The 15,485-nt window shown below is 68.8% G+C and carries 14 protein-coding genes; 9 read left to right on the top strand and 5 right to left on the bottom strand.

Going from position 1 to position 15,485, the window contains the following annotated elements; genetic code table 11:
- The first annotated feature begins 69 nt into the window (after window positions 1-69).
- From GQ674_RS18590 to GQ674_RS18615, 6 genes are read left to right on the top strand one after another with little or no spacing between them, the layout of a single operon-like run.
- Window positions 70-759: an RDD family protein gene (locus GQ674_RS18590; RefSeq protein ID WP_128098224.1), complete on the top strand. Its 690-nt coding sequence runs from the start codon at window positions 70-72 to the stop codon at window positions 757-759.
- On the top strand, window positions 756-1,748 hold the full coding sequence (locus GQ674_RS18595) for a stage II sporulation protein M (RefSeq protein WP_159498270.1): 993 nt from the start codon (window positions 756-758) through the stop codon (window positions 1,746-1,748). Before GQ674_RS18590 ends, GQ674_RS18595 begins: the two co-directional genes overlap by 4 nt.
- On the top strand, window positions 1,738-3,363 hold the full coding sequence (locus tag GQ674_RS18600; RefSeq protein ID WP_159498272.1) for a DUF4129 domain-containing protein: 1,626 nt from the start codon (window positions 1,738-1,740) through the stop codon (window positions 3,361-3,363). Before GQ674_RS18595 ends, GQ674_RS18600 begins: the two co-directional genes overlap by 11 nt.
- Window positions 3,360-4,565: a DUF4350 domain-containing protein gene (locus GQ674_RS18605; RefSeq protein WP_159498274.1), complete on the top strand. Its 1,206-nt coding sequence runs from the start codon at window positions 3,360-3,362 to the stop codon at window positions 4,563-4,565. The genes GQ674_RS18600 and GQ674_RS18605 overlap by 4 nt, the downstream gene beginning before the upstream one ends.
- Window positions 4,562-5,584: a MoxR family ATPase gene (locus GQ674_RS18610; RefSeq protein WP_051598689.1), complete on the top strand. Its 1,023-nt coding sequence runs from the start codon at window positions 4,562-4,564 to the stop codon at window positions 5,582-5,584. Before GQ674_RS18605 ends, GQ674_RS18610 begins: the two co-directional genes overlap by 4 nt.
- A 37-nt stretch (window positions 5,585-5,621) precedes the next feature.
- Entirely contained in the window at window positions 5,622-6,920 is a 1,299-nt protein-coding gene (locus GQ674_RS18615) for a DUF58 domain-containing protein (protein ID WP_159498276.1), read from the top strand.
- 28 nt (window positions 6,921-6,948) lie between these two features.
- Here GQ674_RS18615 and GQ674_RS21780 read toward each other — a convergent pair whose 3' ends face one another.
- The 3 genes from GQ674_RS21780 to GQ674_RS18630 all read right to left on the bottom strand — a co-directional run bounded on the left by GQ674_RS21780 (window position 6,949) and on the right by GQ674_RS18630 (window position 9,356).
- Window positions 6,949-7,284, bottom strand: a complete 336-nt coding sequence (locus tag GQ674_RS21780) for a hypothetical protein (RefSeq protein ID WP_328803824.1) — start codon at window positions 7,282-7,284, stop codon at window positions 6,949-6,951.
- 326 nt (window positions 7,285-7,610) lie between these two features.
- Entirely contained in the window at window positions 7,611-8,789 is a 1,179-nt protein-coding gene (locus tag GQ674_RS18625; protein WP_038685654.1) for a glutathionylspermidine synthase family protein, read from the bottom strand.
- Between the two features lie 3 nt (window positions 8,790-8,792).
- A complete protein-coding gene (locus GQ674_RS18630) occupies window positions 8,793-9,356 on the bottom strand; it encodes a DUF1190 domain-containing protein (protein WP_038685652.1) in 564 nt (187 codons plus the stop codon).
- Window positions 9,357-9,581: 225 nt separating this feature from the next.
- Between GQ674_RS18630 and ilvD the strand changes: the two genes are divergently transcribed.
- From ilvD to GQ674_RS18645, 3 genes are all read left to right on the top strand, one after another.
- Window positions 9,582-11,414 (top strand): dihydroxy-acid dehydratase, encoded by a 1,833-nt coding sequence (ilvD, locus tag GQ674_RS18635; RefSeq protein ID WP_159499579.1) that lies wholly within the window; start codon window positions 9,582-9,584, stop codon window positions 11,412-11,414.
- 152 nt (window positions 11,415-11,566) lie between these two features.
- Complete coding sequence (locus GQ674_RS18640; RefSeq protein ID WP_159498278.1) at window positions 11,567-12,157, top strand: hypothetical protein; 591 nt, start codon at window positions 11,567-11,569, stop codon at window positions 12,155-12,157.
- A 68-nt stretch (window positions 12,158-12,225) separates the two neighbouring features.
- Window positions 12,226-12,825 (top strand): hypothetical protein, encoded by a 600-nt coding sequence (locus tag GQ674_RS18645; protein WP_159498280.1) that lies wholly within the window; start codon window positions 12,226-12,228, stop codon window positions 12,823-12,825.
- Between the two features lie 61 nt (window positions 12,826-12,886).
- Here GQ674_RS18645 and dinG read toward each other — a convergent pair whose 3' ends face one another.
- The gene (gene dinG / locus GQ674_RS18650) at window positions 12,887-14,947 is read right to left on the bottom strand and encodes an ATP-dependent DNA helicase DinG (RefSeq protein ID WP_128098228.1); all 2,061 of its coding nucleotides are present in this window, start codon (window positions 14,945-14,947) and stop codon (window positions 12,887-12,889) included.
- Window positions 14,948-15,129: 182 nt separating this feature from the next.
- On the bottom strand, window positions 15,130-15,483 hold the full coding sequence (locus GQ674_RS18655) for a hypothetical protein (RefSeq protein WP_236546128.1): 354 nt from the start codon (window positions 15,481-15,483) through the stop codon (window positions 15,130-15,132).
- Window positions 15,484-15,485 lie beyond the last annotated feature (2 nt).

The following is a 15,485-nucleotide window of genomic DNA, read 5'->3' on the forward strand; positions in this document are numbered from 1 at the left end:
GAACCGCATGCCCCCGCTGGCAGCAGACCGGAGAGGATTCCGGCACATCGTTTCCGGCCCCGTGCGCGCATGAGCGCGACGATGCTGGACACCTACCGTGAAGTGATCACGCCCGAAGGCGTGCCGCTGCACCTGCCGGCCGCCGGTCCGGTGCCGCGCGCGCTGGCGTGGGCGATCGATTTCAGCATCCGCGTCGGCGCCTTGATGATGCTGAGCATTCCGCTGGCCTTCCTCGGCGAGTTCGGCCAGGGCCTCTACCTGGCGCTCATGTTCCTGCTGATGTGGGCCTACACCATCGTGCAGGAAGCGTTGTGGGGCCGCACCATCGGCAAGCGCGCGCTGGGCCTGCGCGTGGTCGCGCGCGACGGTGCGCCGATCGGCTGGATGGCGGCCATCACCCGCAACCTGCTGCGCACCGTGGACATGCTGCCATTCGCCTACGCGCTGGGCCTGCTGTCGAGCCTGTTCGATGCACACGGGCGTCGCCTGGGCGACCTGGTCGCCGGCACCGTGGTGATCCACGACAGCGCGCGCCCGGTGCTGGGCAGCGTGGCCATCGACACCGTGCTGGCGCCACCGCAACCGTTGCAGCCCGCCGAACAGGCCGCCGTGGTGGCCTTTGCCGAACGTGCCGCGCGGCTGTCCGCACCGCGCCAGCAGGAACTGGCCGGCATCGTTGCCCCGCTCAGCGGCGGCGGTGGCCAGGTGGGCGTATTGCGCCTGTATGCAATGGCCAACTGGCTGCTGGGGCGCCGATGAGGCAGGAACAGTTCGTCGCCCGCTACCAGCACGAATGGCAGGCGCTGGAGCACTGGCTGGCCACGCGCGGGGACAACCCGCGCAGCGGGCGCGGGCAACCGGCGGCTGACGGGCTCAATGATGAGGACATTCCGCAGCACTACCGGCGCCTGTGCCAGCAGCTCGCGCTGGCCCGCCGGCGCGGCTACAGCCCGCAGCTGGTGGCACGCCTGCAGCTGCTGATGCAGCAGGGCCACCGCCTGCTCTACCGCACCCCACCGCCCCGCTGGCGGCGTGCGCTGGAATTCCTGTTCGCGGATTTTCCACAGCTGGTGCGCAGCCAGGCACGCAGCATGTGGGTGGCCACCGCGCTGTTCGTGGTGCCGCTGGTGGGCACCTTCGCGCTGGTGCAGTGGTACCCGCAGTTCATCCACCTGCTGATGGACAACGCCCAGATCGCCGCGATGGAGCGCATGTACGATCCGGCCGCGCCGCACCTGGGGCGCGACAGCGGCACCGACTGGATGATGTTCGGCTACTACATCATGAACAACATCAGCATCGGCCTGCGCACTTTCGCCAGTGGTCTGCTGGCCGGTGTGGGCACGGTGCTGATCCTGCTGTTCAACGGGCTCACCATCGGCGCGGTGGCCGGCCATCTGCAGCACGTCGGCCATGGCGATCCGTTCTGGCGCTTCGTGGTCGGGCATGGTGCGTTCGAACTGACCGCGATCGTGATCGCCGGGGGCGCCGGCCTGCAGCTGGGCATGAAGCTGCTGGCCCCGGGGCGCAGGCGGCGCATCGATGCATTGATCGAGGGCGGCGTGATCGGTGCGCGGCTGTGCCTGGGCGTGGCGGCGATGCTGTTGGTGGCCGCGTTCATCGAAGCCTTCTGGTCCTCGATCGCCGAGATACCCGCGTGGGGCAAGTTTGCCGTGGCCGCCCTGCTGTGGAGCGCGGTGTTCGCCTGGTTGTGGCGCGGCGGGCGTGGGAGCGGGCATGCGCATTGACCAGCTCGACGTGGTGCTGCGCGCACGAAGCGGCTGGGAAGCGGTGGAGCTGGGCACGGCGCTGGTGCGCCGGCATGCACGCGCGATCTGGACACCGATCGTGCTGCTGGGCCTGCCCGTCTTCGCGTTGGTCAACGCGCTGGCATGGTGGGCCGATGCATTCGGCTGGGCGTGGCTGCTGATGTGGTGGCTCAAGCCGGTGTTCGACCGGCTGGCCCTGTATGTCATTTCGCGCAGCATCTTCGGCGACGAGCCCACTGCCCTGCAGACCCTGCGCGCCCAGCGCCAGTGGGGCTGGGCCGGGTTCTGGGGCTACCTGGGCTGGCGCCGTTTCAGCCCGCTGCGCACGCTGCTGATGCCGGTGAACCTGCTGGAGGGCAACCCGCCCGAACACCGGGGTGTGCGCCGACGTGCGATCGCCAGTGGCGCGTTCGGGCACGCGCTGCTGCTGGCCGCCACCTGCATGGCCTTCGAACTGGTACTGGTGGCCGGCTGCATCGCGGCGGTGTTCCTGTTCGTACCGCTCGAGCTGCTGTCCGACTCGTGGCGCGCGGCGTGGGCCATGGTGCGCGACGACACCCCGGCCTGGGCCCTGCTCGGGCTCAACCTGGTGTTCTGGCTGTCGGCCACGTTGATCGGGCCGTTCTACACCGGCGCCGGCTTCGGGCTGTACTTGAACCGGCGCACGGAGATGGAGGCCTGGGACGTGGAGATCGCGTTCCGGCGCCTGCGCGACCGCCTGCAGCCGGCCGCACCGCTGCTCGTGCTTGCGCTGGTGCTGGCATGGCCGGGCACGCCGTTGCACGCCCAGCCGGCCGACGCCGGTGCGCCCTCGCTGGAGCAGCTGCTGGACGACGCCGAGGCAGAAGCAAGAAAGGACACGCACGACGCCGGGCGGCCCACGGCCACGTATGCCAACGACCCGGCCAATACTGCGGAAGGCATCTTCGGCAGCGATGACGTGGACACCGCCGGCTTCCGCCAGGCGGTGCAGCGCGCCTATGAGGATCCGTTGCAAAGCCCCACCCGCCAGGTCAGCCGCTGGGAACGTACCGACCAGGATCCTGCGGCGAAAGAAAAGAAGACACCGGACGCCAAGGACACCGACACGGCGCGCAGGCCCAAGGGGCCGCTGCTGCCGGCGCAGATCGCCGAGTGGATGCTGTGGGGGCTGGTCGGCGTCCTGCTGGTGATCCTGGCAGTCACCGCACCGCGCTGGCTGCGCTGGTTGCGCGGCGATGGCGCGCGGCGCCGTGCCACGGTGTCGGCGGTGGTCGAAGATGACATCACCGTGCCGCAGGAGGTCCCACCGGACGCGGCAGCGCGTGCACGCGCCCTGTGGCAACAGGGACGGCCACGCCAGGCCTTGGCGCTGCTGTACCGCGCCAGTGTGGAATCGATGAGCGAACGGGCGCAGATGGCGCTGCCGCCCGGCGCCACCGAGGCGCAGTGCCTGCGCGTATCGCGGCGCATGCCCGATGCGGCCGACCGCAGCCTGTTCGCGCGCGTCGTGCGCGTGTGGCAGTACGCCGCCTATGCCGGACGACTGCCCGACGATGACGCCTTCGAAAGCCTGGCCAGCACCCTGCAGCAGCAGTTCCGGTGGCGCGGATGAGCGTGCGCCTGCGCTGGCTGTTGGTAGTGATAGGGCTGCTCGCGATCGGCGTGCCGTTGACGATCCTGTTCCTGCGCTCGCACGAGCGCATCACCGAAACCCAGCACCTGCCCCCGCAGGGCGAAGCCAGTTACAACCCCTTGTACGTGCTGGGGCAGGCATTGCGCGCCGACGGCATCGAGGTGCATTCGCAGCCGCGCGTGGACCTGACCACGATGGCGCTGCAGCCGCACGACACCTTGGTGCTGCTGCAGGACAGCGCTCTGCTGCCCGCCCCCACCGCCAAGGCGCTGCTGGACTGGGTGGCACGCGGCGGCCACCTGCTGGTGCGCACGCCGCCGATCACCGGCGACGACCTGCTCGAGCGCAATGGCCCGTTGCTGGACGCACTGGGGGTGGACGGCATCGATATGGAGGCCGGCTGCCAGCCCTTCCACGTGCGCGATGACCCGCAGCACGTGGAGTTCTGCGGCGGCCGCCGCTTCAGCGTGGCACCGCCGCCGGGCATCACGCTTGCGCGCAGCTGGGGCGAGCAGGACGAAGACAGCGAGGCCTACGGACTGGTGTTCGCCCGCCTGCAGCACGGTCAGGGCAGTGTGGACGTGCTGGCCGATATGGACTTCATGCAGGGCCGTGGCCGCCCTGCCCCGCCTGACGCCCCCGGTACCAGGCCGGGCGATTTCGTTGATGGCCTGCATGACAAGGCGCACCGCGACCTCACCCGCTACCTGCTGGCCCCGCGCTATGGCCAGGGCACGATGTGGCTGGTATACGGCTCGCGCCCGCCCTCGCTGTGGCACCGGATCTTCTACCAGGGCTGGCCGGTCTGGGTGCCGCTGCTGCTGGCCCTGCTGGCCTGGCTGTGGCAGCGCGCGCAGCGCATGGGCAGCCTGTTGCCGTCGCCGGCCATCGAGCGCCGCTCGCTACTGGAACACGTGCGCGCCAGTGGCGAGCACCTGCTGCGATACGGCAAGGCCCCGTTGTTGTACGACGCGGTACGCCGTGCGTTCCTGGCACGGCTGCGACGGCGGGCACCGACGGCCGCCGCGCTCACCGGCGAGGCGCAGGTACAGGCCATCGCCACGTTGCTGCAGTGGCCCCATGGCCGCGTGCAGACCGCCCTGCACGTCCCCGCTTCGCAAGACCTCACCGCGCTGCGCGAGCGCATCCGCCTGCTGATCCAGATGAGAAACCTGCTATGACCGAGTCCATCCAGCCGCCGCCGCTGTCCCCGCCCGACCCCAGCCCGGCCCCGGCCGCGCTGTCCGGCCCCAGCCTGGTTGAACGCGTCGATGCCGTGCGCGACGCGGTCGGCCGCGCGTTCATCGGCCAACCGGAGGTCCTCGACCAGATCCTGATCGCGCTGCTGGCCGGTGGCCACGTGCTGATCGAAGGCGTGCCGGGGCTGGGCAAGACCCTGCTGGTGCGGGCACTGGCCCAGGCACTGGAGCTGGACTACGGCCGCGTGCAGTTCACGCCCGACCTGATGCCCAGCGACGTCAGCGGGCACGCGGTGTACGACCCCAAGTCGGAGAGCTTCAAGATCCGCCGCGGCCCGGTGTTCACCAACCTGCTGCTGGCCGATGAAATCAACCGTGCCCCGGCCAAGACCCAGTCGGCGCTGCTGGAAGTGATGCAGGAAGGCCAGGTCACCATCGAAGGCAAGGCGTTCGCGCTGACCCCGCCGTTCTTGGCGCTGGCCACGCAGAACCCGGTGGAGCAGGAAGGCACCTACCCGCTGCCCGAAGCGCAGCTGGACCGTTTCCTGCTCAAGGTGCTGATCGACTACCCGCAGCTGGAAGACGAAAAGCGCATGGTGGATGCGATCACCACCGGCCGCAGTGCGGCCGACTTCGACCTGTCGCAGGTGCCGCGCGTGCTCACCGCCGCCGAGGTGGTGGCCCTGCAGCAGGCCACCGCCGCGATCACCGTGGACCCCGAAGTGATCGACTACGCGGTGCGGATCGTGGCCGCCACGCGCCAGTGGCCGGGCATCGCGCTGGGCGCGGGCCCGCGCGGCAGCATTGCGCTGGTACGTGCCGCGCGCGCGCAGGCGGTGCTGGCCGGCCGCGATTTCGTCACCCCCGATGACGTGCGCGACATCGCCAAGCCGGCGCTGCGCCACCGCATCGCGCTGGCCCCGGAACTGCAGATCGAAGGGCAAAGTGCCGACGACGCGCTTGAAGCGTTGCTGGCCAAGGTGGAAGCACCGCGCAAATGAGGTCCCGCCCCGCCATTGACGCCTGGAAGCTGCGCCGATGAGGCCAGCGCCGTTGCTGCTGGTGTTGCTGCTGGCCTGGAGCCTGCTGGGGCTGCCGGTGGCGTTCGGGCTGTGGCCGCGCTGGAGCTGGGCCGCCGCCGGCGGCGCGATCGCGCTGCTGGCGCTGGTGGACCTGCTGCGGCTGTGGCGGCAGCCCTCGCCCAGCATCCAGCGTGACATGCCCGAGGCGCTGGCGCTGAACGTGGCGCGGCCGGTCACGCTGCGGCTGGAATCGAGCCTGCACCAGCGCGTGGAGGTGTTCGACCTGGCACCGGGCCAATGGACACTGCAGGGCCTGCCGCGCCGGCTCACGCTCAAGCCGATGGTGGCCAGCAGTTTCCAGTACACGGTGACCCCCACCGCGCGCGGCCGTTTCGAACTGGACGGTGTGCACCTGCGCGTGCAGGCGCCGTGGCGGTTGTGGTGGCAGCGGCGTACGTTGCCGCCGACGTTGAGCGTGCGCGTGTACCCCAACTTCGCCCCACTGACCCGCTTTGCGTTGTTCAGTGCCGAACAGGCCTCGCGGCTGGTCGGCGCGCACCTAAAGCGTCGCCGTGGCGAAGGCACCGATTTCCACCAGATGCGCGAGTACCGCATCGGTGACAGCCTGCGCCAGATCGACTGGAAGGCGACGTCGCGCGCGCGCAAGCTGATTTCGCGCGAGTACCAGGACGAAAAGAACCAGCAGCTGATGCTGATGATCGACACCGGCCGGCGCATGATGGCCAGCGAAGGCGGGCTGTCGCACTTCGACCACGTGCTCAACGCATCGCTGGTGGTGTCCTACCTGGCGTTGCGCCAGGGCGACGGCGTGGGCCTGTTTGCCAGCGGCGGCGACAGCCGCTGGGTGGCACCGCAGCGCGGCATGGGCGCCATCGATGCCCTGCTGCGCGCCAGCTACGACCTGCAGGCGCGACCGGTCGCCACCGATTACCTGGCCGCCGCCACCGAACTCACCCTGCGCCAACGGCGACGTTCACTGGTGATGCTGGTCACCAACGTGCGCGACGAAGACATCGAAGACCTGCTCGCCGCGGTGCGCCTGCTGCAGCGCCAGCACCTGGTATGCGTGGCCAGCCTGCGCGAACGCGAGCTGGACGACGCGCTGGACCAGGACGTGGAGACGCTGCAGGACGCCACCCAGGCCGGTGCGATCGCGCGTTACCTGCAGCAGCGCAGCGACGCGCATGAGGCCCTGCGCAGCCATCGGGTGATGGTGCTGGACGTCACCGCCGATGCGTTGCCGGGCGCGCTGGTGGAGCGCTATCTGGCGGTCAAGCGCGACGGGCTGCTGTAACCTACGCGTACCGACCAACGGTCGGTACCTAGAGGATGGCGTTGGCCTTGGCGATCAGACGGGCGGTGGCCTTCTGCAGCAGCACGCGGTTGCGTGCCAGTTTCATCCACTGCGGCAGGCGCGAGAACATTGACCCATTGGCGATACCGGTGCTCTCGCGCAGCGACGCAGTAGCGTAGTCGTGCAGTGCCTGGAGGTGAGCCGCGTTGTAAGCCCACAGCAAGCCGGCGGCCGTTTTCTCAACCAACAGCAGCGACATGCCGAAATGCGGGTCGACCGCTTCGCTACCGCGGACCTGCACCACGCTGACGGTGACATCGCTGCTGCGTCCACATTGGGCGCAGTTCGCCGCAAGGGATTTCATTGGCGGCGAGGCCACCTCGCGTGTCGCTGCGGCACTGACCCACTGATGGCCACAGTAGCCACAGGGACGCCGGCCGCTGTAACGCACCGGCCCCACCCAGTCGCCAGGCCCGCAGCGGCTGCAACCGCAGCCACCGTCCAGCGCAACGCTGCAGTTCAGGCACCGAAAGCTGGCGGCTTTCTCCTTTCTGATCACCCATCCAGGCGATTGGCAGCGGTGACAGCGTACCGCCACCTGATCCGCGTACCGCCATAGACCATGCCCATCATCCAGATGCCGGCCGGCCAACGGGCGGCCGCGCAGATCACGACGGTAAATCATGGCCATCAGACGTAGATACGCGTCGGCGCTTCGTCGATGATCGCGTGCGGCACGAAGCGCGCGCTGTCGCGGGTGATGCGGCTGTTGTCTTCGCGGATGCCCAGGCCGCAGGCCTGGTCGCCCACTACCCAGCTGCCCACCAGCGGGTAACCGCCGTCGAACGCGGTGAGCGGGTGCGCGGCCTGGCGGATTGCCGGGCCGGTGTACGGGCCTTCGCTCTCCTGCCAGCTGCCATCGGCCAGGTGCATGGCCACGTTGGCGCCTTCGCGCGAGAACAGCGGCTTGCGTACCCAGCCACGTGGCAGCGCGCTGCCATCGTCGAACTCGGCCGGCAGCAGGTTGGGATGGCCGCGGTGGCGCTGCCACAACAACGGCAGCACGCCCTTGTTGCTCAGAATCGCCTTCCACGCCGGTTCCAGCAGCTGCACGCCCGACCCGGGCAAGGCCTGGCCGAACGACTCGGTCATCAGGTCTTCCAGCGGGTACAGCTTGAACAGGCTGCCAATGACGGTGTCATCCATCGCGGTGAAGCGACCGTCTTCGGACAACCCGATGTCTTCGATCGCGATCGCCTCGCCCCGCAGGCCGGCCTGGGCCGCGCAATCGCGCAGGTAGGCCACCGTGCCTTGGTCTTCCTCCGAGCTGCCCACCGCGCTGAAGTACAGCGGCGGCGGCAACTGCGCGGACAGCTGTGCGAAGCGGTCCACCAATGCTTCGTGGATCGCGTTGAACTGGTCGGCGTGGGGCGGCAGGCGGTTCTGGTTGCGCTGGTCTTCCAGCCACTGCCACTGGAAGAACGAGGCCTCGAACAGCGACGTGGGCGTGTCGTAATTGAGTTCGTACAGCTTCGCCGGGCCCGTGCCGTCGTAGGCAAAGTCCAGGCGGCCATACAGGTGCGGCTCGCCACGGCGCCAGCTGTCGGCGATCCAGTCGCGGAACGCCGGCGGAATGGCCAACTGGTCCATCAGCTGTTCGCTGCCCACCACCTCGTCCACCAACCCCATTGCCATGGCGTGCAGCTCGGCGCTGGGGTCTTCGATGTCCTGTTCGATCTGGCGCAGGGTGAAGGCGTAATACGCGGTTTCATCCCAGTACGGCAGGCCGTCGATGGTGTGGAAGCGGAAGCCGGATTCCTCGGCCCGGGCGCGCCACTGGCTGCGCTCGGCAATACGGACACGCTGCATCGATCAGCCGCCGACGCTGCTGCGGCCGCTGCTGGTGCTGCCGAAGCCACCGCGGCTGGCGGTCACGGCGCGGTTGGGGGTGGCGTTGACCGGGGCCAGGCCGGCCTTGCCGGCGCCGATGCCGCTGGCGGTGTTCAAGCCGCCGCTGCCACCCGGGGCCGGGCGTGCCCAGCCCTTGGCCTTGTCCTGGTAGGCCGGGCTGGCCGCCGGGGCCTGCGCCAGGCCGGCGCCACGGTTGCCAAGCATCTGCGACATGAAGAAGCCCATCATCATCGGGCCGATGAACGAGTGGCCGGTGGAGGTCTTCTGTTCCACGCACTGCTCGGCGTTGTACTCGGCTTCGCATTCGGCGCGCGAGGCGTACTTGGGCGCCGCATCGGCCGACTGCTTCTTCGCTTCGGCAAAGGCGGTGCGGCAGCTGGACGGGTCACCGGTGGCTTCGGTACAGGCTTCCACCGAGGTGTACAGCCCTTCCTGCGTCTGGACGCCGGCGTCCTTCTGGCAGGCGGTGAACAGCAGCGGTGCGGCGCTCATCAACAGCAGCGCGGTGGTCCTGGAACGTTTCATGGCGTCATGCCCCCTTGTACGGTTATCGGTTCAATCATGCCTCATCGGGCCGAACAACCAAAACCGGCAAAGCCGGGAAGATGAATGGCATTTCAGAAATCCGTAGCGCCACACGGCCCGCCATCGCTGCGGGCGGCGGGCGCTTGGTTGCAAACGCAACCGGAATTTTTGGGCAGAATCGAGGTGAAACGCGCCCCCACGGCCCGCCAGATCCTGCCAGCCACCATGCCTGAATACCGCTCCCGCACCTCCACCGCCGGCCGCAACATGGCCGGCGCCCGCGCCCTGTGGCGCGCCACCGGCATGACCGATGGCGACTTCCACAAGCCGATCATCGCCATCGCCAACTCGTTCACCCAGTTCGTGCCAGGCCACGTGCACCTCAAGGACCTGGGGCAGCTGGTGGCGCGCGAGATCGAGCAGGTGGGCGGCGTGGCCAAGGAGTTCAACACCATCGCGGTGGATGACGGCATTGCCATGGGCCACGACGGCATGCTGTATTCGCTGCCGAGCCGCGAGATCATCGCCGACTCGGTGGAGTACATGGTCAACGCGCACTGCGCCGATGCGCTGGTGTGCATTTCCAACTGCGACAAGATCACCCCCGGCATGCTGATGGCCGCGTTGCGCCTGAACATCCCGGTGGTGTTCGTGTCCGGCGGCCCGATGGAAGCCGGCAAGACCCGCTTGTCCGAGCACAAGCTGGACCTGGTGGACGCGATGGTGATTGCCGCCGACGAAAGCGCCAGCGACGAGAAGGTCGCCGAGTACGAGCGCAGCGCCTGCCCCACCTGCGGGTCATGTTCGGGCATGTTCACCGCCAACTCGATGAACTGCCTGACCGAAGCACTGGGGCTGTCGCTGCCGGGCAACGGCTCCACCCTGGCCACCCACGCCGACCGCGAGCAGCTGTTCCGTCGTGCCGGGCGCCTGATCGTGGAGCTGTGCCATCGCTGGTACGGTGGCGAAGACGCCAACGCGCTGCCGCGCACCATCGCCAGCGTGGCCGCGTTCGAGAACGCGATGACCCTGGACATCGCCATGGGCGGCTCCACCAACACCATCCTGCACCTGCTGGCGGCCGCGCAGGAAGCGGAGGTCGACTTCGACCTGCATGCCATCGACGCGCTGTCGCGGCGCGTGCCGCAGCTGTGCAAGGTGGCCCCGAACACGCCGAAATACCACATGGAAGACGTGCACCGCGCCGGCGGCGTGTACGGCATCCTGGGCGAACTGGCGCGCGGTGGGCTGCTGCATACCGACGTGCCCACCGTGCACAGCCGCAGTCTGGCCGACGCGATCGCGCGCTGGGATGTGGCCGTGAGCGACGATGAAAAGGTGCACGACTTCTTCCGCGCCGGTCCGGCAGGCATTCCCACCCAGGTGGCCTTCAGCCAGGCCACGCGCTGGGCCACGCTGGACGTGGACCGCGCCGACGGCTGCATCCGCAGCGTCGCCCACGCCTACTCGGCCGAAGGCGGGCTGGCCGTGCTGCGCGGCAACCTGGCCGTGGACGGGTGCGTGGTCAAGACCGCCGGCGTGGATGAGTCCATCCACGTCTTCGAAGGGCGCGCACGCGTGTTCGAAAGCCAGGACGCGGCGGTGGCCGGCATTCTCGCCGATAAGGTGGTGGCCGGCGACGTGGTGGTAATCCGCTACGAAGGTCCGAAGGGCGGCCCGGGCATGCAGGAAATGCTGTACCCCACCAGTTACCTGAAATCCAAGGGCCTGGGCAAGCAGTGCGCACTGCTCACCGACGGGCGCTTTTCCGGCGGCACCTCCGGGCTGTCGATCGGCCACGCCTCGCCCGAAGCCGCCGCCGGCGGGGTGATCGGGCTGGTGCAGGAAGGCGACCGCATCCGCATCGACATCCCCGCGCGCCGCATCGACCTGCTGGTGGATGACGCCACGCTGGCCGCGCGCCGCAGCGAGCAGGATGCGCTGGGCTGGACACCGCGCGAGGCGCGCCCGCGCAAGGTCACCGGCGCGCTGAAGGCGTACGCGCTGCTGGCGACGAGTGCGGACAAGGGCGCGGTGCGCGATTTGTCGAAGCTGTAACGGCATCTATCGCACACCCCGGTAGACGAACAAGTGCTGCCGGGCAGAGCCCGGCACTACCGATCCGGGCGGCATGGCCAACGGTGACCGCGGCCCATGCGGGAACGGCGCGCAGCCTTCATACTGGGCGTCCTTCACACATGGACGTGACGATGCGGCTGAATAATTGCCTGGTGTTTCTTGCGCTGTCCTGCGCTTCCGGCCCGCTGCTGGCGGCCGAATGCACCCTGGCCAACCGCGACGCGGTGCTGGCCCTGCCCCTGCAGGTGTTCGACGGTGATCCGGATGCGGGCTGGCGGCCGCTGGCCGACCGGCCCGGGTGCGTGCTGGAAACCGCCGAGCTCATCGCCGACTACCGGCGCCAGCAGCCCGCCGCGGCGGGCGATCCCCCCCTGGTCTGGCGCGAGGCGCAGCTGCGCGCACTGGGCGGGGAACGCGACCCGGCCAGCGCGCTGATGCGCACCACCTACAAACCGAAACACGCCGATGTGGGCGGCTGGAATGCGTATGTGGACGCCACCATTGCCTTCCTGGACGACGACATGCCGGCGTTGAAGCAGGCACGTGCGCGATTGGCTGCGCTACCGCCGCCACCGGGCCGGGTGGTCCGCGACGGCAAGGTGCAGGTGGAGGCCGAGCAGGTGCCGTGGCCCCCGCGGCTGCACGTGGTGGATGCGTTGGTGCGGTGCATGTACCAGCCGTATGCGTTGGCGTATGAGGCGTGTCCGGCGGCGTCGGAGTAAGGGGCGGCTTGACCCGACGCGCGCTGCTGGCAAACACTTCGGTGATGGTTCTGCACAGGGAGGTGACGATGCGCGCTGTTCGCTGTCTGCTTGCACTGGCCGTTTCGCTGGCTGCGCTTCCCGCCCTTGCCGAGGATTGCGTGGTTGATCGCGCCGCGCTGCTGGCGCTGTCGCCGGATCAGTTCGACCAGGACCTGGCCGGCGGCTGGCGTCCGATGGCGGAGAAACCGGCCTGCCAGCTGGCCGCCGCGGACCTTATCGCGGCCTACCGTGCGCAGCCCAAGGCTGCGGGCAATACCACGTTGATCTGGCACGAAGCGCAGGTGCGCGCGGAGGCCGGGCAGGATGCGCAGGCCGTGGCGCTGATGCGCCAGACCTACAAGCCCGCCCCCGATGCCGGGGGCTGGAATCCCTACGTGGATGCCAGCATCGCGCTGATCGAGAAGAACAAGCCTGAACTGCTTTCGGCCCGCGCGGCGTTGGCAGCCGTGCCGGTACCCCCGGAGGCGAACGTCAAGGACGGGTTCTTTTCGTTCACCCTGCCCAGCGGCGAAACGATGAAGGTGGCCTGGCCGCCGAACCTCGACGTGGTGGATGCCTTTGTCCGCTGCTTCGGCAAGCCCTACCGCGATGCCTACGGGATGGCCTGCCGCACCCCCGGCGGGTAACGGCGGGGTGTGCGGCTGGGTCAGGCCGTGCAGCCACGCATGACGTGGCTCTACCGGTTTCCTAGCCGATCACCCGCTTGAACGGCGGCAACGCGTCGATGATGCGTTTGCCGTAGCGGCGGGTCAGCAGGCGCGAATCGAGGATGATCACGCGGCCGGTGTCGGTGGACGTGCGGATCAGGCGGCCGGAGAACTGGGTCAGCGTGCGCAGCGCGTGCGGGATCGCGATCAGGTTGAAGGCATTGAGGCCGCGGCTTTCGAACCACTCGCTCAGCGTGGAGGTCTGCGGGTCGGTGGGCACCGCGAACGGTACCTGGGTGATCACCACCGTGGTGCAGGCCTCGCCGGGCAGGTCCAGGCCTTCGCCGAACGAATTCAGGCCGAACAGCACCGAGCCCTCGCCGGCAGCGGTGCGCCGCAGGTGTTCGTCGATCATCTTCTGCTTGGCGCCCTCGCCCTGCACCAGCATCAGCTTGCGCTGGGCAGCAGGCATCAGCTCGGCCACCTTTTCCATCTTCCAGCGCGAGGTGAATAGCACGATGCTGCCCTTGCCCCAATCCAGTTCCTTGACCAGGTACTTGGCCACTTCCTTGGGATGGCGCTCGCGGTCGTCCGGGGTGACCGGGAACGCGGGCACGATCAGCTGGGCCTGGTTGGGCAGGTCGAAGGGCGAGGCCAGCGACACCATCTCGGCTTCGGCCGGAATGCCGTTGTCGATCGCCAGCGACTGGAAATCGCCGCCGCCGGTGAGCGTGGCCGAGGTCATCACCACCGAATCCACTTCGTCCCACAGCAGTTTGCGCAGGACGTGCGCGGCCGACACCGGCGACCCGTGCAGGATCAGGTCGCCATCGCGCGAAAGGGTGATCCAGCGCGCCATCGGCGGTTGGCCTTCCTTGTCTTCGCGGCGCCAGGCCGTCCACAGGTTGTGCTGCTGCTCGATCATCTCCAGCGCCATGCCCAGGTTGCGCTGAAGGCGTTCGCGGGCGGCATCCTCGGGCTTGCCCTTGGCCACCTGGGCCAGCGCGGCATGGGCCCAGTTGAACAGGCTGCGGGTGTCGTCGGCGATGGCCTCGATGTCGGCCATCCAGATCTCCGGCAGGCGGCCGTTCGGGGCGCGCCACATCGGCTCCTGGGCGGCCGGGTCCGGGCGCCAGCTGCGGTCGATGACGTCGCGGAACGCCTTGAGCTGTTTGCTGACCTTGGCCGCCGCTTCGATGGCCTCGTTGGGCAGCAGGTTGCCCAGCTTGTCCTTGTCCACCGCGCGGTAGGAGGCGGCGATCAGCACCTGCAGGCGGCCGGTGCGCTTGGCCATCTCGTCCAGGGCCAGGCTGGCCGCGCCCTGGTCGATGGCCACGCTGCCGATATGGTGGCCTTCGTCGAGTACCAGCAGCATGTCCGAGGGCGGGGCGATCAGCGGCTGGCCGTTGTCGCTCTCACCGATGGACAGCGCCGACAACAACAGCGCGTGGTTGGTGACCACGATCTGCGCCTCGCGCACGGTGTTGCGTGAGCGCAGCACCGCGCACTGCGCCGAATAAGCGCACTTGCGCCCGGCACAGCCGGACGCCGGGGTGGTGATGCGCGAGCGCAGCGTGTTGCTGATGGTCTCCGGGGCGTTGTCGAGGTCGCCATTCCAGCGCCCTTCCAGGAAGTCCTTGCTCAGCTTCTGCGCCAGGTCCATCTCGATCGGCGCCAACGGCCGGTCGAACAGCGGTTGCTCGTCCTCGAACATGCCCTCCTGGGCGCCATCGCCATGTGCTTCGGCGGCATTGCGCGTGCACAGGTAGCGGGTGCGGCCCTTGGCCAGGGCCACCGTGGCCTCGATGCCGGTGGCCTTGAGGAAGTTGGGGATGTCGCGCTCGAACAACTGCGACTGCAGGGCCACCGTACCGGTGCTGATCACCAGCTTCTTTTTGGTGGCCAGTGCGATCGGCACGCCAGCGGTGAGGTAGCCCAGCGACTTGCCCACGCCGGTAGGGGCTTCGACCACACCAACGCCGCCGCTGTGCGACAGCGCACGCGAGACCACGCCGATCATCTGGCTCTGCGAACGCCGGGTGCTGAAGCCGGGGGTGTTGGCCTGCAGCTTGGCGTAGGCATCGCGGATGGCGGCCTTCATGTCGTCGTTCAGCGCACGCGGGGCTTCAACTTTTTCGGTCACGCCAAGAGCTACCTGCCTGGATCACGGCGGGTATTTTCTCACGAGCGGAGGGTCGGGACCGGCGCGGATTTCCGCGCCGGTTCAGATCCGGGATGCAGGTCCGGTGTTCACACCCGCTGGCGCACGTTCCGGCGCGGTGGTCAGCCGGCGGCCGCCACGTTGCGGGCGCGCAGCGTGCGGGTCAGCGCCCACACCAGCAGCACCACGCCCAGCGCCTCGAGCAGGCCCAGCACGAAATGGCCCACGCCCAGCCACATCGACAGGCTGCGGATCGACTCGTAGTTGCCCTGCTGCACCAGCCAGATCGGCACCAGGTTCAACACCAGCCCGGCCACGGTGGCCACGGCCAGCAGGATCAGCGACCACAACGCCACGTTACGCACGGTGGTGCGCGGGGTATCGATCACCCACACCACCGAGATGGCCAATGCAATCAGGATCGGCAGGCGCGTGGCGGTCATGCCCAGCACGGAAATCAGCAGCTCCATGTTCATCG

The sequence above is a fragment of the Stenotrophomonas sp. 364 genome, from assembly GCF_009832905.1.
Taxonomy (GTDB): domain Bacteria; phylum Pseudomonadota; class Gammaproteobacteria; order Xanthomonadales; family Xanthomonadaceae; genus Stenotrophomonas; species Stenotrophomonas maltophilia_AP.

Bases quoted from the DNA above. Each gene is read 5' to 3' on its own strand.
- GQ674_RS18590 (WP_128098224.1), top strand. From the start codon at position 70: ATGAGCGCGACGATGCTGGACACCTACCGTGAAGTGATCACGCCCGAA.
- GQ674_RS18595 (WP_159498270.1), top strand. From the start codon at position 756: ATGAGGCAGGAACAGTTCGTCGCCCGCTACCAGCACGAATGGCAGGCG.
- GQ674_RS18600 (WP_159498272.1), top strand. From the start codon at position 1,738: ATGCGCATTGACCAGCTCGACGTGGTGCTGCGCGCACGAAGCGGCTGG.
- GQ674_RS18605 (WP_159498274.1), top strand. From the start codon at position 3,360: ATGAGCGTGCGCCTGCGCTGGCTGTTGGTAGTGATAGGGCTGCTCGCG.
- GQ674_RS18610 (WP_051598689.1), top strand. From the start codon at position 4,562: ATGACCGAGTCCATCCAGCCGCCGCCGCTGTCCCCGCCCGACCCCAGC.
- GQ674_RS18615 (WP_159498276.1), top strand. From the start codon at position 5,622: ATGAGGCCAGCGCCGTTGCTGCTGGTGTTGCTGCTGGCCTGGAGCCTG.
- GQ674_RS21780 (WP_328803824.1), bottom strand. From the start codon at position 7,284: ATGAAATCCCTTGCGGCGAACTGCGCCCAATGTGGACGCAGCAGCGAT.
- GQ674_RS18625 (WP_038685654.1), bottom strand. From the start codon at position 8,789: ATGCAGCGTGTCCGTATTGCCGAGCGCAGCCAGTGGCGCGCCCGGGCC.
- GQ674_RS18630 (WP_038685652.1), bottom strand. From the start codon at position 9,356: ATGAAACGTTCCAGGACCACCGCGCTGCTGTTGATGAGCGCCGCACCG.
- ilvD (WP_159499579.1), top strand. From the start codon at position 9,582: ATGCCTGAATACCGCTCCCGCACCTCCACCGCCGGCCGCAACATGGCC.
- GQ674_RS18640 (WP_159498278.1), top strand. From the start codon at position 11,567: ATGCGGCTGAATAATTGCCTGGTGTTTCTTGCGCTGTCCTGCGCTTCC.
- GQ674_RS18645 (WP_159498280.1), top strand. From the start codon at position 12,226: ATGCGCGCTGTTCGCTGTCTGCTTGCACTGGCCGTTTCGCTGGCTGCG.
- dinG (WP_128098228.1), bottom strand. From the start codon at position 14,947: ATGAAGGCCGCCATCCGCGATGCCTACGCCAAGCTGCAGGCCAACACC.
- GQ674_RS18655 (WP_236546128.1), bottom strand. From the start codon at position 15,483: ATGAACATGGAGCTGCTGATTTCCGTGCTGGGCATGACCGCCACGCGC.